Annotated in this window: 23 protein-coding genes; all 23 read right to left on the reverse strand. The window is 31.8% G+C overall.

Annotated features, from left to right (window positions below; genetic code table 11):
• Positions 1 to 78: 78 nt before the first annotated feature.
• Positions 79 to 534 carry a DoxX family protein gene (locus AC8GF4_RS16155; RefSeq protein ID WP_506596098.1) on the reverse strand — a complete coding sequence of 152 codons (456 nt, stop codon included), beginning with the start codon at positions 532 to 534 and terminating at the stop codon, positions 79 to 81.
• A 61-nt stretch (positions 535 to 595) separates the two neighbouring features.
• Positions 596 to 1,162: a Crp/Fnr family transcriptional regulator gene (locus AC8GF4_RS16160; protein WP_506596100.1), complete on the reverse strand. Its 567-nt coding sequence runs from the start codon at positions 1,160 to 1,162 to the stop codon at positions 596 to 598.
• Between the two features lie 168 nt (positions 1,163 to 1,330).
• On the reverse strand, positions 1,331 to 2,167 hold the full coding sequence (locus tag AC8GF4_RS16165) for a HEPN domain-containing protein (protein WP_506596102.1): 837 nt from the start codon (positions 2,165 to 2,167) through the stop codon (positions 1,331 to 1,333).
• The gene (locus AC8GF4_RS16170) at positions 2,146 to 3,285 is read right to left on the reverse strand and encodes a GmrSD restriction endonuclease domain-containing protein (protein WP_506596103.1); all 1,140 of its coding nucleotides are present in this window, start codon (positions 3,283 to 3,285) and stop codon (positions 2,146 to 2,148) included. Before AC8GF4_RS16170 ends, AC8GF4_RS16165 begins: the two co-directional genes overlap by 22 nt.
• A gap of 251 nt (positions 3,286 to 3,536) precedes the next feature.
• Complete coding sequence (locus tag AC8GF4_RS16175) at positions 3,537 to 4,712, reverse strand: hypothetical protein (RefSeq protein ID WP_506596105.1); 1,176 nt, start codon at positions 4,710 to 4,712, stop codon at positions 3,537 to 3,539.
• Between the two features lie 716 nt (positions 4,713 to 5,428).
• Positions 5,429 to 6,337 (reverse strand): WD40 repeat domain-containing protein, encoded by a 909-nt coding sequence (locus tag AC8GF4_RS16180; RefSeq protein WP_506596107.1) that lies wholly within the window; start codon positions 6,335 to 6,337, stop codon positions 5,429 to 5,431.
• 247 nt (positions 6,338 to 6,584) lie between these two features.
• Positions 6,585 to 7,025 carry a hypothetical protein gene (locus AC8GF4_RS16185; protein ID WP_506596108.1) on the reverse strand — a complete coding sequence of 147 codons (441 nt, stop codon included), beginning with the start codon at positions 7,023 to 7,025 and terminating at the stop codon, positions 6,585 to 6,587.
• Positions 7,000 to 7,419, reverse strand: coding sequence for a hypothetical protein (locus AC8GF4_RS16190; RefSeq protein ID WP_223253757.1), 420 nt, complete (start codon positions 7,417 to 7,419; stop codon positions 7,000 to 7,002). The genes AC8GF4_RS16185 and AC8GF4_RS16190 overlap by 26 nt, the downstream gene beginning before the upstream one ends.
• A gap of 56 nt (positions 7,420 to 7,475) precedes the next feature.
• Positions 7,476 to 8,069, reverse strand: a complete 594-nt coding sequence (locus tag AC8GF4_RS16195; RefSeq protein ID WP_078213297.1) for a Crp/Fnr family transcriptional regulator — start codon at positions 8,067 to 8,069, stop codon at positions 7,476 to 7,478.
• 253 nt (positions 8,070 to 8,322) lie between these two features.
• Positions 8,323 to 8,517, reverse strand: coding sequence for a hypothetical protein (locus tag AC8GF4_RS16200; RefSeq protein WP_506596111.1), 195 nt, complete (start codon positions 8,515 to 8,517; stop codon positions 8,323 to 8,325).
• A 101-nt stretch (positions 8,518 to 8,618) separates the two neighbouring features.
• Positions 8,619 to 9,089: a hypothetical protein gene (locus AC8GF4_RS16205; protein ID WP_506596113.1), complete on the reverse strand. Its 471-nt coding sequence runs from the start codon at positions 9,087 to 9,089 to the stop codon at positions 8,619 to 8,621.
• A gap of 137 nt (positions 9,090 to 9,226) precedes the next feature.
• Entirely contained in the window at positions 9,227 to 9,895 is a 669-nt protein-coding gene (locus tag AC8GF4_RS16210; RefSeq protein ID WP_506596115.1) for an MBL fold metallo-hydrolase, read from the reverse strand.
• Between the two features lie 43 nt (positions 9,896 to 9,938).
• On the reverse strand, positions 9,939 to 10,811 hold the full coding sequence (locus AC8GF4_RS16215) for a DoxX family protein (RefSeq protein WP_506596117.1): 873 nt from the start codon (positions 10,809 to 10,811) through the stop codon (positions 9,939 to 9,941).
• A gap of 173 nt (positions 10,812 to 10,984) precedes the next feature.
• The gene (locus AC8GF4_RS16220) at positions 10,985 to 11,542 is read right to left on the reverse strand and encodes an RNA polymerase sigma factor (RefSeq protein WP_506596119.1); all 558 of its coding nucleotides are present in this window, start codon (positions 11,540 to 11,542) and stop codon (positions 10,985 to 10,987) included.
• Positions 11,543 to 11,785: 243 nt separating this feature from the next.
• Positions 11,786 to 13,009, reverse strand: coding sequence for an aminotransferase class V-fold PLP-dependent enzyme (locus AC8GF4_RS16225; protein ID WP_506596120.1), 1,224 nt, complete (start codon positions 13,007 to 13,009; stop codon positions 11,786 to 11,788).
• A gap of 200 nt (positions 13,010 to 13,209) precedes the next feature.
• A complete protein-coding gene (locus AC8GF4_RS16230) occupies positions 13,210 to 13,917 on the reverse strand; it encodes a class I SAM-dependent methyltransferase (protein ID WP_506596122.1) in 708 nt (235 codons plus the stop codon).
• 467 nt (positions 13,918 to 14,384) lie between these two features.
• Positions 14,385 to 15,587, reverse strand: a complete 1,203-nt coding sequence (locus AC8GF4_RS16235) for a M23 family metallopeptidase (RefSeq protein ID WP_506596124.1) — start codon at positions 15,585 to 15,587, stop codon at positions 14,385 to 14,387.
• A gap of 114 nt (positions 15,588 to 15,701) precedes the next feature.
• The gene (locus tag AC8GF4_RS16240) at positions 15,702 to 16,259 is read right to left on the reverse strand and encodes an RNA polymerase sigma factor (protein ID WP_506596125.1); all 558 of its coding nucleotides are present in this window, start codon (positions 16,257 to 16,259) and stop codon (positions 15,702 to 15,704) included.
• Between the two features lie 226 nt (positions 16,260 to 16,485).
• The gene (locus AC8GF4_RS16245; protein ID WP_506596127.1) at positions 16,486 to 16,947 is read right to left on the reverse strand and encodes a Crp/Fnr family transcriptional regulator; all 462 of its coding nucleotides are present in this window, start codon (positions 16,945 to 16,947) and stop codon (positions 16,486 to 16,488) included.
• A gap of 286 nt (positions 16,948 to 17,233) precedes the next feature.
• Positions 17,234 to 17,743, reverse strand: coding sequence for a nuclear transport factor 2 family protein (locus AC8GF4_RS16250; RefSeq protein WP_506596129.1), 510 nt, complete (start codon positions 17,741 to 17,743; stop codon positions 17,234 to 17,236).
• A 211-nt stretch (positions 17,744 to 17,954) separates the two neighbouring features.
• Entirely contained in the window at positions 17,955 to 18,368 is a 414-nt protein-coding gene (locus AC8GF4_RS16255; protein WP_315145199.1) for a VOC family protein, read from the reverse strand.
• A gap of 348 nt (positions 18,369 to 18,716) precedes the next feature.
• Positions 18,717 to 19,739 (reverse strand): hypothetical protein, encoded by a 1,023-nt coding sequence (locus AC8GF4_RS16260; protein ID WP_506596131.1) that lies wholly within the window; start codon positions 19,737 to 19,739, stop codon positions 18,717 to 18,719.
• A gap of 218 nt (positions 19,740 to 19,957) precedes the next feature.
• Positions 19,958 to 20,815, reverse strand: a complete 858-nt coding sequence (locus tag AC8GF4_RS16265; RefSeq protein ID WP_506596133.1) for a hypothetical protein — start codon at positions 20,813 to 20,815, stop codon at positions 19,958 to 19,960.
• Positions 20,816 to 20,895 lie beyond the last annotated feature (80 nt).

Below are 20,895 nucleotides of genomic sequence, written 5' to 3' on the forward strand. Positions count from 1 at the left end.
ACCAAGTTTCCCTAAATCCTAAAACCCCAATTGCGCCAAACCGCTGTTAGGCGGTCGTTTTTTTATACTGTAGTCCTTTCACCATATTTTTATTGAACTTAAATATGTCCAGAAAATAAATAGTATTTGTAAAGGAACTCTGAACCATAGATAGGTCACTCCACTTCCGTTAAATGTTCCTTTCTGATAGTCAATATGTTTTACGGCAGCGTTAATGTTTGCTGGAAGTAGCAATATAAAGAAGATAATCAAAACCCAAGCCGAATAAACTCTAAAACTCGGAATTATCAATCCGATTCCTAATAGAATTTCTAATACACCAGTTAGATATACTATTTCAGTTTTTAGTGGTATTATGGATGGCATCATCATCGTCATACCTTTTGTAAAAGCAAAATGTCCTATCGCTGTAAAGAAAAGCATAACACACATTCCAATTCTTGCGGATAATAACAAGTCGTATTTTTGAGTTAGCAACCTAATGGCAAGGATTGATATTAAGAAAACTGCAATTAATACTATTAATGGTTTCATTTTTTATGATTTTATTTTTGCAAATGTCGTTACAGATAAAATCTTACGCAATGAACCCAAGTTAAGAAATTCGTTTTCGAATTCTACTTAAAGCCTGCGGTGTAATTCCAATATAGGATGCTATATATTTTAGTGGTATCAGCTGCAATAAATGCGGTTGTTCTGTAAATAAATTCAAATAACGTTGTTCTGCCGAGTCAGTTAATAATGTTAATTCACGTATAGATTTTTTCAGAAAAAGGTCTTCGCCTGCAAGACGTCCAATTTTATTACCTATTTTTGTTTCAGAATATATCTGTTGTAAGTCGTCATAGGTCAAACTCCAAAGAATGGTTTCCGTTATTGTTTCTAACTGGTAAGTTGAAGGTTTTTGCGTTAAAAAAAAGTCGTAAGCACTTACAAAATTGCCCGCAAATGCAAAACCGAAAGTTAAGTCTTCAAATTCTGTTGGAATACAAAAACGAATAATTCCTTTTTCTATATAAGACAAGTAATTTTCATTTTGGCCTACTTTTAATAAAAGTGATTTTTGGGAAAATTCTCTTCTTACCATTTTGGATGAAAATAAAGCCCAATCACTATCTGAAATGGTTACGAATTTCTCAAAGTATCTTCTTATTTCATTCATTTATAAGGTCTGTTTTTAAAATGACGCCTAACGTCTTGCTAGTAGGCGATGGTCGGGCTAAGTAAAGCAATTATTTTCGGATTATCACTAATTTGCCAAATACAAAACCATTTTTCCATTAAGCCTAATTCCCGACTATTGCTTACTAGCTGTTAGCGGAAGTTTCTTTTATAAATGCATTATTGGATTACTACAATGACATATTGAAATTATAAAAGCATATATTAATATTTCAATTTTCAATTTAGATATTTCAATTTCTTTATCATTTTTGGGATTATCTAAAGTTTGTCCATGTACAATTTTATGTCTATCACTTAAGAATTCATTTAAAAATTCTTCAAATAATCCTTTATCTTTTTTTGATTTTGTAGTGTCATTATTATAAAAATAACTTTTATCTACATTATAAGGGAAGTTTTGTACACCCTTATTTAGATATTTTTTTATTCTATTTAATTCTCGTATTGAAGATTTAGAGTCATTTTCAAAAACAATTTCTAGTCTGGAGTCTTTAAGTGAATTAAAAAATGAATTTTCACCAAATTTTTTTAAAATTTCTTCAAGAATTTTTGGAGTTGGATTTTTATTATCAATCCTTAAAAATGGTTCTAAAATTAGCTCTGTTTTATTATTTTTAAAAGCTTCCCATAATCTGTCTTTTATAACTTCTGTAAATTTTTCGTTCTCTGTAAATTTACTATTGTCACTGAAATTGCTGTTTTCTCTGTTTTGGATGAAGTGTAAACTGTGAGTTTTAAAAATAGATTTTTTGATGGTAATAAAATCTGTATTTCTATTCAAATCATCAATCGTATCACGAACTATATCTTTATATATTCCCTCCACGTGACTAACAAGTAGTACGTGTGCAGATCTACAAAGTGTAGAATAAGTAGTAGGATCGGTAATGTTTTTTTGAGCTAAGTCTAATAAAGTATCAATTTCTTTGAACCTATTTTCTATTAGTTCAAGTCTGCTACTTATAAAAGTATTTCCTGACATCCTAAAGTTTTTTTAGCTTTTTCAATGCGGTATTTAAGTTTATTTGTGTCTAAATAACTGCCTGAAATAGATTCGTAAAATTCTTTTTCAAGAAATAAGTTTAATAAATCTTTCTTTTTATCCAATATGTTGATACCTTCTACTAATGCATCGTGAATTGCTATTGCAAATGAGTCATAAACAGCAATATTAAATTTAGATTGAAGAATTAATTTTTCAGCATCATTTGGATCAGTTTTATATTTAGAAAACATTTCATTTCCAAAATTAGAATTTATAAATGTCATTGTTTTAATGAATTCTTGTTCCATTACATTAATTGCAACACTATCTAATTTATTAAATTCTTCTAAAGATTCATCTAGAAAATTAGAAAACCCTTTTTCTTTCGTTTTCTTAAATTGAGCAAATCTATTGTTTATTAAAGCAAAAAAACGAAGAACTATTTCTACATCTTCCATTTTTTTAACTTTATTGTTTTCTTCAGGTACTTCGGTATTTATTCGTAATACTTCTCTAAAATGACTGTTTTTAGAAAGGCTTTTAGCTATTGTATTGAATTTTCCATTATAAACAGCATTTCTTAATTCCTGTGCTTCTAATTTTACAGAACCTGAATTTAATCTTTCAAAGATGTCTAATTTTACTTGTGAATCAAGAGTGGAATCAATTCTTAAGCACTTTATACTTCTTTCTTCTAATCTTCTAGTCAAAAATGGAGGTAAATCTTTATATAAACAACCATTAAGCTCATTTAAACTATAAAGACCTTCTAATTCAAATTTATTTTTTAAAAAATTTTTAATTGCTGTTAATCTTTGTTGGCCATCAATTACAGAGTACCTAAATTCTTCACCATCTGTCTCTTCATCTACATCAATGTCTTGTGATATATAAATAGTAGGTATAGGAATATTTAATATTAGACTTTCTATTAATCGAGATGATGTCTTATTGTCCCAACGATGTCTTCTTTGATATTCAGGGTCAAGCTTTATAATGTTTTTGTCAAGTTTTTTTATAAGTGTTTCTATATCGTATTCGATACTTTGAGTTTTGACAGTTCTTTCTTTTGCTTTTTCTTGTAAAACAGATAGATTATATTTTAAATTTTCCATTATTTATGTTAAATTAACCATCACCAAATTTATGTAAAAAATAATAATTTATGATTGTATTTCATAAGAGATTGGTTTTTCGTCGTCGGTGAGGTGAAATTTCCGCTAACGTTTCGCGGCTTTAAGAAGTTGGGGATTTGTAAGCCCGAAACTTTCGATTAAACACCGAAGTTCAAAAGTACAAAACAAACTTTAAATTAAGCCCAAAAACCCCAATTTCTTAAAACCGCTGTTGTAGGCAGGCATACTTGTCAGTAACTTATAGGTGTTTCGCAACGGTGAAGGTCATAAGTTGTTTGTCCTATTGGTCGTCCGTAATAATATATCCAAACTTTATGATTACCGATTACATATTCTGGGTCGACAGAAACACCATCTAACGTGCTAATTTTTGTTTGCAAAGTTTCGCCCAAAATTCCTTTAAGCCAAATTTCCCCTTTTGTGCTTCCCGGAATTCCACCACCGTTATAGACTTGATATGCACCGTAGGTTTTACCATTGATTGTAAAAGGTTCAAAAGAAGTTAAAGTGTATGGCGTAATGGTTGTTGGTGTGGTATAGCTTTCGATTTCTGTGTAAAGTCCGTTGGTTTGCTGTTTGCAAATGGTCAAGATACTTGCATCTTTGCTACTAAACAAATAATTCTGATTATTGATTCTAAAAGCCAAATCATCTACGTGGTGAAAGGCATTACCGTCATTGGTTACTTGGGTAGAAGTTGAAGTTTGACCGTCCCAAAATTTTATATCAAACTTTGGAATGGCTGGATTTCCGCGAAATGGATACAATAATTTTTCAGAGTTTTTTACCCAACGTGGAAATGTCAATTCGTATGCTGAACCTGCCGTATTAGGAACTTCTTCGTTCACAAATATTCGGTTGCTAGTATTGTCAGAACGAAAACAATATAATTTATCTTTTCCACCTGTAACTGTTGTTTTTACAACGTAACTAATCCAAAAGTAGGATTTTGTTGGGTCGTTTGAAACATTAATTAAAGACTTTACATCACTATTTATTGTTCCTAAATTTGTAGCGGTAAGTGTGTTTGTGCCTGTTCTACGAATTACTTTAAATTGATTACTTGCATTCATTATCACAAAAAAACTGCCTTGATTGTCTTTGCCCCAATAAGGCCAACCTTGCCCTTGAATAGTGTCAATAAATTGTTTGTTTGCTAAATCGGGTAAGCCTGTTTCTAAATTCATATCTGCGTAATACACTTTTTGAACGCCACCACTTGGTTCTATCCAAGTCATCGAACGACTATCATCGGAAAACTCAACTTGCACAAAGTTGTTGCCAACCACAATATCATTTGGAGTAAAAACTGTCGGAGTTATAGGGTTTGTTGTTGTGTCGTCTTCTTTTGAGCAAGAAGTCAAAAATGAAATTGAAAGTATAAGTGTAGTAAAGTAAATTCTCATCGTTATAAAATTTAGATTTTATATTAGACTATAACTTATCTAAATAGTTTAATTCAAGTAAGTTTCAATTTGTAGGTTGCTCGGCAATGCTTGCCTACAACGTTCCCGCGCTAAAAGCAGTTTGGGACTAAATTAAGCCCATTTTTCGGATTTGCCAAATCTTCCTGACACAAAACCAACTTCAAATTAAGCCAAATCCCCAAATTGCTTGTAGCGTGTGTTACTGGAGGCTAGTTTTTGGCGGAATTACTTTGGTTTACCCCAATTTATCAAGTGTCAATTTTTCGTTTCTCTTCGGCAAGTTCGGATTTTCAAGTTTCAGATTTTCCGTTTATAAATTCTATTTTTCCAGCTTCGGCACGTTTCGTTTTCGGCGTCAATTTCAGTTTCTACTTTCCGATAGTAATTTCAAAGTTTAGACGTTTAGCTTTTCATATGCGCTTCGATTGTTCGCTTTAGTTTTCGTCAGTAACTAAGTTCCAATTTTCGAGCTTCAGCTTTTCAAGTTTCCACGGATAATTTCCAACTTTCAAGCTTCAGCATTTCTTGCGGATGCAAATCTTGATTTTTCGATTGGTTTTATCTGCGTAATTTCGCACTAGTCTCCAGTAACGTCTTGCTAGTAGGCGATGGTCGGGCTAAATAAAGCAATTATTTTCGGATTTTCACTAATTTGCCAAATACAAAACCATTTTTCCATTAAGCCTAATGCCCGACTATTGCTTACTAGCTGTTAGTGGCTGCCCTTGTTCTATAGCTAATATTCTTTCGGCTTTATTATTCCAAAGTATTATATTTTGCTCCACACTTGATGTAATAATTCTATTCCCTTGTTTATTCCAAGAAACACCCCATAAATATTCTTTAGAATTGCCTTCTGAAATAAGGTTGCCTTTGGTGTCCCAAATCCTCAATGCGTCACTTGCTGTTGCTAAACTGTTCCCTTTTGGATTCCAAGTCAAATTCCTGTATTCACCTTTACTTATATCAATAGACTTTAATAGTTTACCGTTCTCGTCAAAGTATTGAAGTAAGGATTTGTCTTTTTCATCACCGTAGTCGCCTGTAACAAAAAAAGAACCTGATTTGTGCCAAGCAATACTCAATAACATTACTTCTTCTTGTCTATGTTTTATTGATTTTAGCAAATTTCCTTCAATGTCATAAAAGCGTATTTTGTCTGTAACTGTTGTAAGAATATTTTTTTGAGGATGCCAATCAATAGCTGTTATGCTCTTGGTATTTTCATTATTAAATTTTCTAATTAATTCACCTTTTATATTATAAATCAATATTTGTCCGTCATTGTCGGCAACAGCTAAATATTCACCTGTATTGTTCCAATCAATTCCTCTTGCCCCATCTGATGAAATTCCGTTTAATTCAATTTTTTCATTCGTCTCTAAATTAATAATACTCGATTTGTCACCTGACATCTGTGTTGTTACAGCAATTATATTTTTTGAAGGATGCCACTTTATACGAGTAATAGTATTCTTTATATGAAATGATTTGTATGGTTTTAGATTCCTTTCACTATAAATTTTTAAAGTGTCTATGTTTCCACCAATCGCTATGAATTTTCCATTAGGACTCCAATCTGTTGTCCAAAGAATTTCCTTCATTATAGCATTTTGAGCAAATGTCTGATTGCAGAAAATAATAATCAGAAAATTTAGAATTGTCAATATTTTAATTCGGTTCGTCATTTTGTACGTTTTCTTTTTAGGGTTGCCACTAACGTCCCGGCGCTTGGCGAGGTTGCGAAGTTCGGAACTGATTATTTTCTATCAAAGATAAAATTTCTTGCGAAATGTAAACGTGATTTTACTACAAAATTCGCAATCTTGCCAAACGCATGTTATGCGTTCGTTATTTTTTCGGTATCAACAGTTTCCATTTTTGAAGTCCTCCAATTAAAAACAAAAGTCCAATAAAGACTGCAATTAGTGAATAGGTTATTTCCCAAAATTGGTTTGCTTGTTGTCTTTCCAAGTCAAATACTAGTTCCCCAATTCCGCGCAATAAATAAATTCCTGCTATAGTGAAAACTACAGGTTTTAAAAAAGGTAATTGTCTAAATTTATTGGCAGCCGAAAGTCCATATAAACCAAAAATAAAAAATACGACTGATACAGAAATGGTTAGTAAATATGGCAAGGTAGAATGAGTTTGAGCAAGTTCGGTCATTTCTTTTCCAATACCTGTTACTTCAAACATTTTGTCTGCCCAAAATAGTCCAACTAAATGTCCGACAGCAATTAAAATGTTTATATATCCGCCTAGTTTAAACATAATATTTCTTTGTTCCATATTTAATAAGTCCTCCAATTGTTAATAGGAGTATCCATTGACCAAGATTTATAAAATTGCTTGGAAACGATGGTGAAATTATAATTACAATGAACCAAACTATTGCATACCCAAAAAAATAGATTGAAAGCAATTGTAAAATTGTCTTTTTATTCTCAAAATAGTTGGTAAAATTTATGAGAGCAAGAGCAATAGAAGCAAAAAGTAAGTCAAAAGAAATCCAATGCCAACCGCACCTTGCCATCGTCCAAATTTGTTGCTTTTCTGCCCAATTATTTATATTTATGTCAGGTCTAATGCTTGTTAATTCTATATCTCCACCAATTGTGTGGGCTAAAAAGGCTAACCCAGTCAAAATATTTGCAAGTAGAATTGGAATGTTTATTTTTTTCATTTCATTTATTTTTTTGCAAAGTTCTATAAAAAGTAACGAAATCTATTTGATGTAAATCAAATTCGATTTTTGGGATTACGAATTCTACTTAAAGTTTCAAGTGTTATACCTAAATGAGATGCGATATATGTTAACGGTACTCTTTGAACTATATCTGGACGCATATTTATAAGACTTTCATATTTCTGTTGTGCCGTCTCAAATTGTATAGAAACTATTCTTTCTTGTAGTTGAAGCATTGTTTTTGTTACCGCAATTCTCCCTAATCGCTCAAAACAATGGTGTTTGTCTGTAAGTGTGAAAATAGCTTCTCTTGTTATTTCTAAAAAAGTAGTTTCTTCAAGTAATTCAATATTATGTTTGCTTGATACGTTTTGATAGAAACTGTTTATAGAACTCATAAAATCGCCTTCAAAAGCAAACCAATCTGTAATCTCTTTGTCGTTTTTATAGTAAAATGCTCTTACGCAACCACTAACAATAAAATACATTTTGTCCGCAAACTGTCCTTCTTTTACAATTAGTGATAATTTGTCAAAACATAATAATTTGCACGAGTTTTTTAAGTCGTTTTTACAGTCTACAGTCAAGTGCGAATAATTTTCGCTAATGGTTTCAATTGCGTTTTCTATGTCGGTCGTGTTTTTCATAATGACGCATAACGTTCCGCCGCTTCATGAAGTGGCGAACTTCGTAACGACATATTTTCCACTAAGATAAAGATTCTTGCGAAAGAAAAACGTGAATTTCGCAGATTTTTCGCCATTTCTTGAAACGGCTGTTAGCGGTTCGTTGTTATATTTACTATAGGTGTTTTTTACTTCTTGTGATATATAAAAAAAATGTGCTTGAAAAGACAAAGTCAATTTCAAGCACATAATTTAGTATTACTTTTTCTGATTATTAGTTTGCAATTTTTCTCAATGACTTTTTTAGATTGTACCCCAAACTCATAGTAACACAAACTGGACAAATACCGAAGCGAAAGAAAAATAAAACAAATTTTTTATAAAAAGGTAAGTTTGTTGGAACTATAGCGCAACTTTTTCCATCGCCTTCAAATTCTTTGATTCCCCAAATGTTTACTGACTCTATCATCTTGTTTGCTATTTGTTATCCAAAAAAGTAATAGGTACACATTGCCATCATAATAACCGATACAATCAAAAGAATGATTTTTGTTTTCTTTTTCATGATTTTTATTTTAATAGATTATAAATAGTTGATCTCATTACTTCATCAGATTCTGCAATACTTAATTGTTTTACTTGTTTGTGCGTTATAGGATTAATAAAAGTTACAATACCGGACACATCTTGTGTCTGTTTTTTGTCACTTACTAATCCACATGCTTTAAGCATTTTTCCCATCCCTTTTCTAGGAATTGTAGATACAGCAACATACGCATTGGCTTTTTCTAATTCTCTTTTAGAAGCTTCTTTGGTTGTTTCGTCAGTAATGTCATTCATGTAAATGTTAACCCCTTTTGCAGCATAAGGCATTAAAACAGCGCCAAATCTTGCCGCATTTGCTTTACACACACCACACCATTTGGCAGTGTTTACGACTGCAATCAATTTTGGATTTTCCGAATGTTCAATCGTTTGGGCAATACTTCCAAAACTGGTAGCTAATAATAAAGCCGCCATAATTACTCTTAATTTCTTCATTTTTAATTTATTTAAATTGTTTATATAGTAGTTAATACCAATACACTTCATTTTATCACCCAATTGAAAATAAAAAAAGCGAACTATTTGAAATTAGTTCGCTTTACAGTGACTTGTAGTTTGCTTTACATTGTTTATTAACTCATTTTACTCAAGAATTTCTCTAATTCCCCATTATCATATAAAACAGGTCCGTGTCCAAAACAAAGAATTTTTGGCTTTAAGTCAACTATTTTTTTGATAGATTCCATGTTCCTTTTTTTATCTGTAGTAAATAAATTTGGTGGTTGATTAAGTCCAACAACAGTGGTCACTAAATTCATATTTACAAGAGCATCACCAACTATTAAGACTTTATCCCGTTCTCTAAAAAAGGAAATATGTCCTTTAGAATGCCCTGGCGTATTAATAACAGTGAAACTTCCAACAGCGTCACCCTCTTTAAGCACTTGTGCTACTTTATGGCCCTGACCTGCCCAATATTTCTGTTGAAATTTTGCTATCAAACCATTGCTATTCGGGTATTCATAAATAACATTTCCTGATTCTGCATTCTCCTTTTCAAGTTCAGATGTCCAAAGAGGAATGTTTAAAGTCTTGCAAATAAAGTCACTGCTACCTTGATGATCAGCATGAGCATGAGTCAGCACATGTTTAGTTATTTCAATGTTTTTAATTGCGCTTAAAATTTTGTTTCCAGAGCTTTTAATGCCTGAATCAATTAGAATATCGTCAATTACATAACAATTGATACCGCTTCTTGGCATTAGTGGTATTTGGAATACATTTTCTGCTATCTTTTTCATTTTTGTTTGTTTTATAATTATTATGTGTTTAAAAAATATTTAGTCATGTTTGTAGTTGCGGTTTTCGCAAAAGCATGTCAATATTGTACTTGTTTTGCCCGTTTTCCAACCAGAGTATGAGAATAATAAAAGCTAAATTGTTAAAACCGTACATGCTAATATCTCCAGTAGTTTCATAAGGATCTCCCAACAAATGTCCGAATGAAATACTTATCATAAAAAATGCTAGAATATAGGCTATCCACTTTGTTTTTAGTCCAACGGTTAGTAAAGCTCCGCCGATAGACAAAATCCAAGGATTAGCAAGTCCCATAAACCATAATAAAAATTTGGGAATAAAAGTCATTTCATATGACTTCACATATACATTTTCAGCAAAACTTATCAAAGTTGTTTTTCCTGTTAATAAATGATATCCTTGTACAAAAAATATTGTCCCAACGAAAATTCTGGCAGCCAAAAAAACGATTTCATTTTTAGTTTGTGATGTTAATTCATTTTCGTTTAGTTTCAAAAGTCTATCTATTGAAAAGTCATTCTTTGCAGATATAACGTATAAAAGAATTATTGAAAAGCCAAAAAATGGAACTGAATGATGAAATGAATTGTAAAAAGGTCCGTTGAATGGTTCGTTTGCAGGTTCAGTAAACAATAATGCGATATGATTTATCAATAATAATGCGATTGCGGAGAGTGTTGCCCAAATTGTTTTGTAACCTATCAATAAAAATATAGAAGTTATTAAAAATCCAAACGCAATAATATTACTTAACATAGAAATATTTGTAATCCACGAAGTTATTTTTGCTGGGTCTTCAAGATAAAATTTCCAAAATTTTAGGTGTGCAATAGATACAAATAAAAAATTCAATCCTAATACAATTCGCAATGTCAAACTTATAATATGTCTATTCATTTTAATATTTTGTTTTTTTTTAATTTTTTAAGCAAAATCGGTACCAACGGATGGAAGCTAAACGAAGTTAGAGTTTTCTAATATAAATTTGACCCTCCATTTAATCACCCAATTGCAACAATAAAATGCAAACTATTTGAATAATTTGCTTTCTTAAAAATAGATTTAGGTATTTAGTTTAGGTTTTCAACGCCTTTTCTGGCTTGTTCCAAACACTTGTATTTTTGGTTTTGTGCATTGTGTTTGTTGGAGTAACCAAACTCTTTGGTAATGCTATCGATATCTTTATCATCATAAAAAATAGCTTTCAGCAGCACGATACACTTATTGGTTACAGCCTTAAATAGAGAAACAACCTTGTTGGAATTCGATTGATGGATTTCTTCTTCGGCTTCTTCATAGTCAATTAAATACTTTTCATAAATCCCAACTTCCGATTTTACAATTTTATTGCAATCTCTTAATCGCTTTAGCCAAAGATTACTGCTTATGGCGAAGATGAACGTTTTCAATGATGAGGTTAAATTGAAGTCATCTTTAGGTACTTTTTCCAATAAAACAATAATAGTTTCTTGAAAAATATCTTTGGCGTCATCTTCATTTCCATTATTTTTTAATATAAAGTTCCTTACTGATGGGTAATAGAATTTATACAAAATTTCATAGGCATAGTTGTCTTTAGATTTAAGTCCTAAAAATGTTTCTTGATCGGATTGATTTTTTATTGCCATAATGTGTATTTTAAATGATGGTTATAGTATAATTGTATTTATACCATTACCAATAAAAAAATCACCCAAGAATAAAAATATATTTTATAATTGCAGATAATTTTTCCTTTTCGATTAAAATTAACCTATGATTTTTAACCAATCTTAATGCTAGCTCGAAGGCGCAGATTGTCTGTTTTTTTGTTAGTTTAAATTTACCAAAAAACTACTTTAAAAATCTAAAGGATATTCTATTACTAAATTTTACAAAATTTCTTTAATGCTTTCTATGAAAATGTCAATTTCTTCATTTGTATTATAATAATGAGGTGAAGCACGAACTGCCCATTCGACTCCTTTTTCATCAAAATCTATAATTCCAAAAGCCCTATAACTTGGCACCACGTTAATTTTTCTTTTTAATAATTCATTCACAATATATTTTGGGTCAGAACCTTCAATGTGAAAAGTTACCAAACCGCAAACTTCTGGACCTTTGTCTAAAACTCTTATTTTATCTAATTGAGAAAGTTGATTTCTCAAATTTCCTGATAAATATTTAACCTGTTGCCAAATTTTATCTTCTCCAATCTTAAGACAATATTCAATTGCTGATGCTGTTCCAAGTACAGTTGAATAAGCAAATTCCCAATCTTCAAATCTTTTTGCATCCGGCTGTTGTTTGTATTTATCTTTTTCTATCCATTCAGCACCTCTCATATCTATAAACATTGGTTCTAAACCTGCATCTAATGCTTTGTCTGAAATATACAATGCACCAGTTCCACGCGGTCCTCTCAAAAATTTTCTACAAGTAATACTTAAAAAATCACATCTTAACTTTTTTACATCCAATTTCATTTGCCCAGCTGATTGGCAAGCGTCCAAGATATACCAAGTCCTTTCAACGTTTTGTTTTATATAATTACTATAAATTTCTGCAATTTTATCATTTGGCTGTACCAATCCAGAATTTGTTGGAATATGAGTAATTGCTAAAAGTTTTGGTTGGTATTTTTTAAGTTTTTCTTCCAGATCATTCAAGTCTACACCACCAATAATTGCATTTTGGATTCTTACTATCTTAACGCCTAATCTTTTTTGTAACGATAAAAACTGAATTTGATTTGAAACAAAATCATCATTATCGGTCAAGATTACATCGCCACTATTAAATGGAATTGACGACAATGCTCTTGTGTAAGAATCTGTTGCGCTGGCTGTGAATGCAATATTTGTTGGCTTACAGTTAAATAATTTTGCACATTGTATATAAAAGTTTTGTATCTCTGAAGACATCATAGCCGCTGCTTCATAACCTCCAATTTCTGATTCGAGTTTTATATGATCAAGTTGAGCTTGGGTTACACTATTAGGCATTAGCCCTGCACCAGCATTGTTAAGGTGAATTACATTTTTGCAGCCGTTAGTTTCATTTCTAAATGTAGCAATTTCATTGTTGCTAAAAACACTATTAATTTGTTTCATATTTTTTGTTTTTAAATTGTTATGCAAAACCAGCGTCATTATTATGTTTATTTTGCTCAAAAAAGCTGTAATTATATAGATTTAATTTAAATTTATGCATCAAAACGGGTCAATTATACAATTTGATGAATATGACAAACAATTGTTGAGTCTTGTACTTCATCCCCTTTTTTGCCAATAACTGTTAGCTGTTCGTTATTTTATTTTATTCCTCCAAATGCACCAAAGCACATATTCTTGTGTAGGATTTCTACTTTACTAAAACCAACTTGTTTCATAAGGTCTAACTGATAATTCATTGACCTTGGTGAATCTTCTTTCGCTACATAATCCAAAACTTTTTGTCGATATTCCTTTCCGTTCAGCCCTTCCAAATAATCGCCATATCTTTCCCAAGTGTATTCGCTTAATAATTCTGTGTCTTGTGTAATTAAGTCAGAAACCATTAAGCAACCTCCTGGTTTAAGTAATTTAAAAAGTTTTTCAAAAGTCGTTTCCCAGTCATTGTCATCTCTTAAATGGTGTAAAACTGCACCCGCTAAAATAATGTCATAGTGATTTTCATTTAGCTTAACTTCTCTTATGTCGCCTTGTAAAATGGCAACACTATTTTTTGTCTTTTGAGATACTCGTTCAAGTGCTTTATCAAGCATAGGTTTGCTTAAATCTACCAAAGTACAATTTAGGTCAGGAATTTTTGTCAGCATCATTAATGAATAGTTTCCTCCACCACAACCAACATCCAATAAGTTTTCAGCATTGGGAACAATTCTTTTTGATGCTTCTGTAATTAGTTCTAATGAAACTTTTGCATCTATTGTAGAAAGTTGTCCAGTGTCAAGGTTTGAAAATCGTTCTACATCATTGTCAAACCGTTCTTTAATTTCATCTACTGTTGATTTATTCATTTGCTATTTTTTTTGAATTCTGACTTGTTGATTTCGTCTGCTACGCTTGCAGGCAAATAGTTAATACCTGTCTACTCCATTTAATCACCCAATTGCAACTAAAAAAGCAAACTATTTAAATTAGTTCGCTTTTAATACCCATTGAGCTGTAATTTTCAGTTTAATATGTTATTGTTAGTACTGTAGTATTTAATTGTATTAACTCATTTTACTCACGAATTTTTCTAATTCCCCATTATCATAAAAACAGGTCTGTGTCCAAAACAAAGAATTTTTGGCTTTAAGTCAACTATATTTTTGATAGATTCCATGTTCATTTTTTTAGCTGTAGTAAATAAATTTGTAAGCCGATTAAGTCCAACAATAGTGGCTGCTTAATTCATATACAACTGGTTATCAATAACTATTAAAACTTTATCACGTTCTCATTTCCATTTTCATGTATGCCTATTATGAATTATCGTATGTCATTTCTCAACTTTATGCTCTCCAAAATCAACTATTTCATCGTCGAGAGGCAGCTCATTAATATGTATGCTGGCAGCTCCATTTTTTGCTGGACTTAGACGATAACGGTCTATGACATACGGTAATCCTTCTCCGTGCAAAAGTGTTGGAGAGGTTGTAACCTCAAAGTGTAAGTGCGGCTCGCGGGCATCACCTGAAGCTCCAATATTTGCTATCAGCTGCCCCTTTTTCACACGGTCTCCAGCTTTAACAAGCAAACTCCCCGGCTTCAAATGTAAGTAGTGAGCAAAGTGACTGTTGCCATGATCAATTACTAAACTGTTGCCTCCAAGGGTTTCGAATGTAATAGGAACAGCCGGATGAAATGATTCACCGTGGCCCGGAATGTTGTCAGGCAAACCATCTTTGGCCTCAATTACCTGGCCGTCAGCAACGGCAAATACTGGTTCTCCATAACAGAAATAAGCGTTTACATTGCGTGAGTCACCTAAAAAAGGTTTACCATCTTTAACTTTTTGCCAGTCGATTGCATACCGCCGTGAATGTATAGAAAGGCCGTCTAAAATAATGATTCCGCGGCGGTGATGATTGGATTCATCATTACTGGGAGCGTCATTTGCAAGCCAGTCTTTACCTTTTAATGGAGGGCCAAATACTTGCAAATTAGTTTGGTGCGTCTGTATACTACCACAGTTTAGTGTGTCATTATCAGAAATAATGCGATGTAAGATTCTATCTGGCATAAGTGTTTTACGGTCTATCGTTACTTGCATAAAGATAATTGCACATTTTCCTGGGGTAATAGTCAATTTTCCAATAGAGTCAGTTCCGGTGGCGCCTAAAGATCTTATCATTGTCTGAAGCTGGCTTGCATCAAAAGTTGCAATTGGGGTAATTACTTTTTCATCGGCATCAACTACTTCAATGTTTTTTATACGTATGGGAGATGAACCGAAGTTCGTGAGGTACAACTCGTAGAACAAATATAAATGCTGGCCACTTGGGAACACTGTTGGCTCGTTCGGCACACGTGCCTCAATTTGCAACGGCCAGGAAAAAGACTTTTTTGTATTATTCTTGTTATCGGATTTTAAAGTTTGTGCCGTCAGATGCGCTGGTGTTGTAACCAAATAGATCATTACGACCCAATTGATTACAATCGCAATATTTTTTTTCGTAGTTAATCCAAACATGTTTTTCATTTTTTAAATTGTTTAAAATCTTATTAATACCCAAAGGCGTGTATAAATCACCCTATTGCAACAAAAAAGTAAACAATTTGCATAATTAGCTTTCTTAAAAATAAATTCAGGTATTTAGTTTAGGTTTTCAACGCCTTTTCTGGCTTGCTCTAAACACTTGTATTTTTGGTTTTGAGCATTGTGTTTATTGGTGTAGCCAAACTCTTTGGTGATGCTATCAATATCTTTATCATCATAAAAAATAGCTTTCAGCAGCACAATACATTTATTAGTTACAGCCTTAAATAAAGAAACAACCTTGTTGGAGTTTGAATGATGAATTTCTTCTTCGGCTTCTTCATAATCGATTAAGTATTTTTCATAAATCCCTACTTCCGATTTGACCATTTTGTTACAGTCTCTTAAACGTTTTAACCATAGATTACTGCTTATCGCGAAGATGAACGTTTTCAACGAAGAAGTTAAATTGAAGTCATCTTTAGGTACTTTTTCCAACAAGACGATAATTGTTTCTTGAAAAATATCTTTGGCGTCATCCTCATTGCCATTGTTTTTTAAAATAAAGTTCCTTACTGGTGGGTAATAAAACTTATACAAGATTTCATAAGCCTTATTGTCTTTCGATTTTAAGCCTTTAAATGTTTCAAGGTCAGTTTGATTGATTAAGCCCATATTTGTTTTTTTTAAGATTGTTACTGAGCGTTTCTCTTAATGCCTCTAACAACAGTAACAGCTGACTTTGAATCATCGTGTCTCTTTGCCGCTCTAAATCCTGTGGCCTTATTTTGTAGATTCATTTTCTTAACGCATTAAAAAACTTATCGTAATAGATAATGCAAAAATGACACCTTTTGACAAGATGTGCATTGATGTAGGTTAAGAAATGAATTTGGAGATATTACTTTGCTTTGGTTTGCTCTTTTTTAACTCTGGATAAAGCTTCAGGAGTTATTCCTAAATAAGAGGCTATCATTTTTTGCGGCACTCTTTGAACAATATTTGGGTATATTTTTACAAAATGCTCATAACGTTCAATGGCAGTAGCACTCATCAACATAATGACCCTTTTTTGTAAAACAAAGACACGATTGACCACCGTATTAATGTCAACTTGTCTTTTTCTTTCTTCTTTCTCAATAACAGTAACCGTAGAATCTTCTAATGCATCAATAAACAACTCACATGGATCAGTTACTTCACAAAGGTCTGCGATAGTCCAACCTTCATTTGCAAAGGCAAAAATGTGTTCCTTCCCTTTTTGGTCAATAGTATAGCTTCGTAGTAAACCAGCTTCAACAACGAAAACTTTTGTATTTAGCTCTCCAGCATGTTGAAGTATTTGTCCCTTTTTTACTTTCATTGCCCCAACGTCCTTTTTTTGATGATCATTCAAATTAAATACAACGGTTATAATTTTTATTAGTAAATATATGGACTTCACTAATTAGAGTTGACCGTTTTTTAATTAATTTTCATCATCAAAAATAGTAAAAATTGGATAGTAATCCAACGTTTTGCAGCTAGAAGAATTTGGCGATTTCGGAGACGAAAACTGTCTGCCACCACTGAACTTGATACGAAGCGCGAAGCTTCATTTAACCACTGAACCGCCAATTTCTTGCAGGTGCTGTTAGCGGTTCGTTGTTTTATTCTTTGGTAAGTCCCATTGCTTGTCCAATAAGAAATGTGTCAGTATACTGATTGAACTCTGTTATTTTTCCGTCTTTTACTTTGTATTCACAGGCAAAATCAGATTTCATATATTTTCCTGTTGCGTTAAAAGTTCCTTCGTAAAAACCAATAACAAAAACTCCGTCACCGCTGTCAATGTAACAAGTAATTGTTGCTTTCCAATTTGTCCAATTCTGTCTGAATCCACCAAAAACCTTTTCAAATACTGCGTCTGCTCCGATATGTTGTCCACCACCCGGAAAACCTTTCATTTGATTCCAGTTTATGTTTTCGTCAAATATTTGTCTAATTGCATTGTTGTCTTTGGTAGCAAAAAGCTCATACATTTTTTTTACTGTTTCAATATTTCCCATTTTTTCTGATTTCGTTTTATTTGAGTTTGTAATTGTTGTCGTTTGTTTGTTTTGTCCGTATGCCAAAGTAAGGCAAAATGTAACTGCTATTATTAGAAGTGATTTTGTCATTTCTTTTATATTTTGTTTGTTGTCATGGTGTCGTTTACAATGACCGCTAACGTTTTGCAGCTACAAGAAGTTGGCGATTTCGAAGCACTAAACTGTCTGCCACCCCTGAACTTGATACGAAGCACAAAGCTTCATTTAACCACTGAACCGCCAATTTCTTGTAGGTGCTGTTAGCGGTTAGGCGTTCTTTTCGGTGTCGCTTTGTCTCCATTTATTTTGTTCGTCCGCCTACGATTTTGTCGTACTCAATGTCGTTGGGTTCCCATAACTCAACTTTGTTTCCTTCAACGTCAATTATATGAACGAATTTGCCATATTCAAATGATTCAATTTTGTCGGTAATTGTTACGTCTTCTTTTTTTAATTGCTCAACAAGTTCTTCTATGTTTTCAACTCGGTAGTTTATCATAAAGTCCTTTGTCGAAGGTTCAAAATACTTTGTTGTCTCGGCAAATGGACTCCATTGCGTAAAACCTTTTTTTGTTGTGTCTGCACCTTGTCGCCACTCAAAGTTTGTCCCATATTGGTCTGTGTCTAAACCCAAATGAGTTTTATACCATTCTTTCATTTTGTTGGGGTCTTTACACTTAAAAAAGATACCGCCAATGCCTGTTACTTTTTTCATTTTTGTCTGGTCGTTAGATCGTTTTGTTATGATTGTCTTAAATGCGAAACCAAAACAGAATGATGTCGCAATTGCTAAAATTATTAATGTCGTCTTTTTCATTTTGACTGAATGTTTATTGTCTGTTGTGTCGTCTGTTACGCTTACCGCTAACGTCCCCGCGCTACAAGTAGTTTGGGACTAAATTAAGCTCTATTTTCGGATTTGCCAAATCTTCCAAATACAAACCAATTTTTCCATTAAGCCAAATCCCCAAATTGCTTGTAGCGTGTGTTATAGGGCGGTTTTTTTGTTTGTTTCTACTTTCTACGATTTTAGATAAGAATTTTTAATGGTAGATTTTTCAGATTAGTTTTTTTTGATACTTATTTTAGCTATAGTTTGTTCATTTAGTCTTTTTGTAAAATATGTAATTATGGGAAAGGTAAAAAAAACAAACCATATCATTGTGTGTCTTGGCAAAATTTGAAATTTAAAGTTTAATATATAAATTGTCACTGAGTATAAAATGCAAAACAAAGAAAGCTTAATATTTACTTGTTTGTCTGAGTATCTGTTAATATGTTCTTTCTTACTCACAGTAAGATCTTTTTTATAATTCCCACCTTTTTGAGGCAAAAGAGATATTAATAACAATAAGTTTTGCATAATATAGACTGCAGAAACTCCCAAAAGAAAATATTGCAGACTAATAGAAATTCCTTGAGATAAATTATCGATTTCAATGTCTCCATTATTAAATACTCTTAAAATATTATCAATTGAGAAAGAAAACATAACAATTGTACTCCAGATGCTTAATATAAGCCTAGTAGTCTTTGATAGTTTAATATTTGTCAAAGCATTCACTATAGAAAATCCAGAAATTATTAAAACTATAATTAAAATTGATTTTACAAACAAACTTTGAATATTAACGAATCCATAATCTATAGACCAGTAAATAATAGATAAAGATAGGAGTAGAGTAATTCCTTCGGTTAATTGGGCCGTTACCCTTTCCTTGTTAAAACTAACTATGCCTATAGTATAAATTATAATAAAAAGATAAGGCCAAGTTTCTAAAAAAAAAATTAAATCGGAATAAAATAAAGATTGAAAACTAAGAAATAAACTTGCCGAGTATGACGCGATAATTGAAAAAATAAAATCTTTTGCATTTTCTGAAATTCTGAAACCTTGATATAACAATCCTATCAATAAAAAAAATAAACTAAATGAAATAATAATATTTTTATTTTCTATAAAAACTTTGTAAGCAACGTAAACTGTTATAATTAAAGATAAAACTCCCAATTTAAATATCATTGGTTTAAAGTCATATTCTATTAATCTTTTTGTTATTTTTTTTGATTTATTTTGCGAATCCAATTTCTATTTTGTTTTTTATAATTAGGGTTATTGTTTGGATAAATATTGATTTTTCACTTTCGAAGCTAAACTGCCCTATAACGTTTTGGCACTACAGCGGGTTTGGGACTAAATTAAGCCCATTCTTCGGATTTGCTATATATTCCAAATATAAAACCATTTTTCCATTAAGCCAAATGCCCAAATCCGTTGTAGTGGCTGTTATGTGGCGTTTTTTTTTATGTTCCTTGTGTGAAATAACAGGCTATTTTTGAAGTTGGTTCAAAAAAAATGTACAAATCTGAACCAAAAAAACTCATGTTTTTAAAATAATTTTTATTCCAATCGTCATTTGGAATAATATTGCAATGTTCTGTTTCAGTTCCTTTATATATTTGGCATATAAATTTCATTTTTTTTCCTGTTATTGGACATTTGGGTATATATTGCCCTTGCATCCAATTAGGAATTCCTGAATTTGCATAAAGTGAGTAATCATTGCTTTTAATAAAATTAAATTTTTTTGTTCTATAATTTATTTTAGAATCTTTATTAACTTCATCAAGAGAAGAATTGCATTTATTCAATTCTTCAATATTTACAATTTTTGGTTTTTTACAGTCAGAATAATCAAGATAAACTTCTTCAACACCAAGATAAATAGGAAACATTAAATGTAATTTATTGGGAATCCATTCAAAATTTGGGTCAAGATTATTGATGTACCCAATGTATTGAAAAGGAACAGATAAATTGTGAGCTGGCTCTACAAATTCTTCTGAAAAATCCCCACCTAATTGATGAAAACCATCAACGTTTTCTTCGTATCGGAGTATAGATTTTTGAGGATAATGAGGCTCTTTATAGTTTATTTCTGTTTCATTAATTATCCTTTGTTTTCGATAGACTTCATGTTGTTCTTCATAATATTCATATATTTTTGAAAGTTTTTCGTTTACAAATACTAATTCAGTTCCTCTTCCAAGATTAACAATTGTGTCTAGGTTCGTAATTTGTGTTTCAATTATTTCTTCATAATATTTTTCTCCTATAAACTCAAGCGACGTTTCAGCAATATAGATACTTTTTTCTTTCATTTATTAAAATTGTTGAATTCTCCTCTTCGTTTGTAAAATGCCACATAACGTTCTGGTACTACAGCGGGTTTGGGTTCTAA

It is taken from the genome of Flavobacterium rarum (SeqCode) (genome assembly GCF_965234445.1).
Taxonomy (GTDB): domain Bacteria; phylum Bacteroidota; class Bacteroidia; order Flavobacteriales; family Flavobacteriaceae; genus Flavobacterium; species Flavobacterium rarum.

Bases quoted from the DNA above. Each gene is read 5' to 3' on its own strand.
- AC8GF4_RS16155 (WP_506596098.1), bottom strand. From the start codon at position 534: ATGAAACCATTAATAGTATTAATTGCAGTTTTCTTAATATCAATCCTT.
- AC8GF4_RS16160 (WP_506596100.1), bottom strand. From the start codon at position 1,162: ATGAATGAAATAAGAAGATACTTTGAGAAATTCGTAACCATTTCAGAT.
- AC8GF4_RS16165 (WP_506596102.1), bottom strand. From the start codon at position 2,167: ATGTCAGGAAATACTTTTATAAGTAGCAGACTTGAACTAATAGAAAAT.
- AC8GF4_RS16170 (WP_506596103.1), bottom strand. From the start codon at position 3,285: ATGGAAAATTTAAAATATAATCTATCTGTTTTACAAGAAAAAGCAAAA.
- AC8GF4_RS16175 (WP_506596105.1), bottom strand. From the start codon at position 4,712: ATGAGAATTTACTTTACTACACTTATACTTTCAATTTCATTTTTGACT.
- AC8GF4_RS16180 (WP_506596107.1), bottom strand. From the start codon at position 6,337: ATGAAGGAAATTCTTTGGACAACAGATTGGAGTCCTAATGGAAAATTC.
- AC8GF4_RS16185 (WP_506596108.1), bottom strand. From the start codon at position 7,025: ATGGAACAAAGAAATATTATGTTTAAACTAGGCGGATATATAAACATT.
- AC8GF4_RS16190 (WP_223253757.1), bottom strand. From the start codon at position 7,419: ATGAAAAAAATAAACATTCCAATTCTACTTGCAAATATTTTGACTGGG.
- AC8GF4_RS16195 (WP_078213297.1), bottom strand. From the start codon at position 8,069: ATGAAAAACACGACCGACATAGAAAACGCAATTGAAACCATTAGCGAA.
- AC8GF4_RS16200 (WP_506596111.1), bottom strand. From the start codon at position 8,517: ATGATAGAGTCAGTAAACATTTGGGGAATCAAAGAATTTGAAGGCGAT.
- AC8GF4_RS16205 (WP_506596113.1), bottom strand. From the start codon at position 9,089: ATGAAGAAATTAAGAGTAATTATGGCGGCTTTATTATTAGCTACCAGT.
- AC8GF4_RS16210 (WP_506596115.1), bottom strand. From the start codon at position 9,895: ATGAAAAAGATAGCAGAAAATGTATTCCAAATACCACTAATGCCAAGA.
- AC8GF4_RS16215 (WP_506596117.1), bottom strand. From the start codon at position 10,811: ATGAATAGACATATTATAAGTTTGACATTGCGAATTGTATTAGGATTG.
- AC8GF4_RS16220 (WP_506596119.1), bottom strand. From the start codon at position 11,542: ATGGCAATAAAAAATCAATCCGATCAAGAAACATTTTTAGGACTTAAA.
- AC8GF4_RS16225 (WP_506596120.1), bottom strand. From the start codon at position 13,009: ATGAAACAAATTAATAGTGTTTTTAGCAACAATGAAATTGCTACATTT.
- AC8GF4_RS16230 (WP_506596122.1), bottom strand. From the start codon at position 13,917: ATGAATAAATCAACAGTAGATGAAATTAAAGAACGGTTTGACAATGAT.
- AC8GF4_RS16235 (WP_506596124.1), bottom strand. From the start codon at position 15,587: ATGAAAAACATGTTTGGATTAACTACGAAAAAAAATATTGCGATTGTA.
- AC8GF4_RS16240 (WP_506596125.1), bottom strand. From the start codon at position 16,259: ATGGGCTTAATCAATCAAACTGACCTTGAAACATTTAAAGGCTTAAAA.
- AC8GF4_RS16245 (WP_506596127.1), bottom strand. From the start codon at position 16,947: ATGAAAGTAAAAAAGGGACAAATACTTCAACATGCTGGAGAGCTAAAT.
- AC8GF4_RS16250 (WP_506596129.1), bottom strand. From the start codon at position 17,743: ATGACAAAATCACTTCTAATAATAGCAGTTACATTTTGCCTTACTTTG.
- AC8GF4_RS16255 (WP_315145199.1), bottom strand. From the start codon at position 18,368: ATGAAAAAAGTAACAGGCATTGGCGGTATCTTTTTTAAGTGTAAAGAC.
- AC8GF4_RS16265 (WP_506596133.1), bottom strand. From the start codon at position 20,815: ATGAAAGAAAAAAGTATCTATATTGCTGAAACGTCGCTTGAGTTTATA.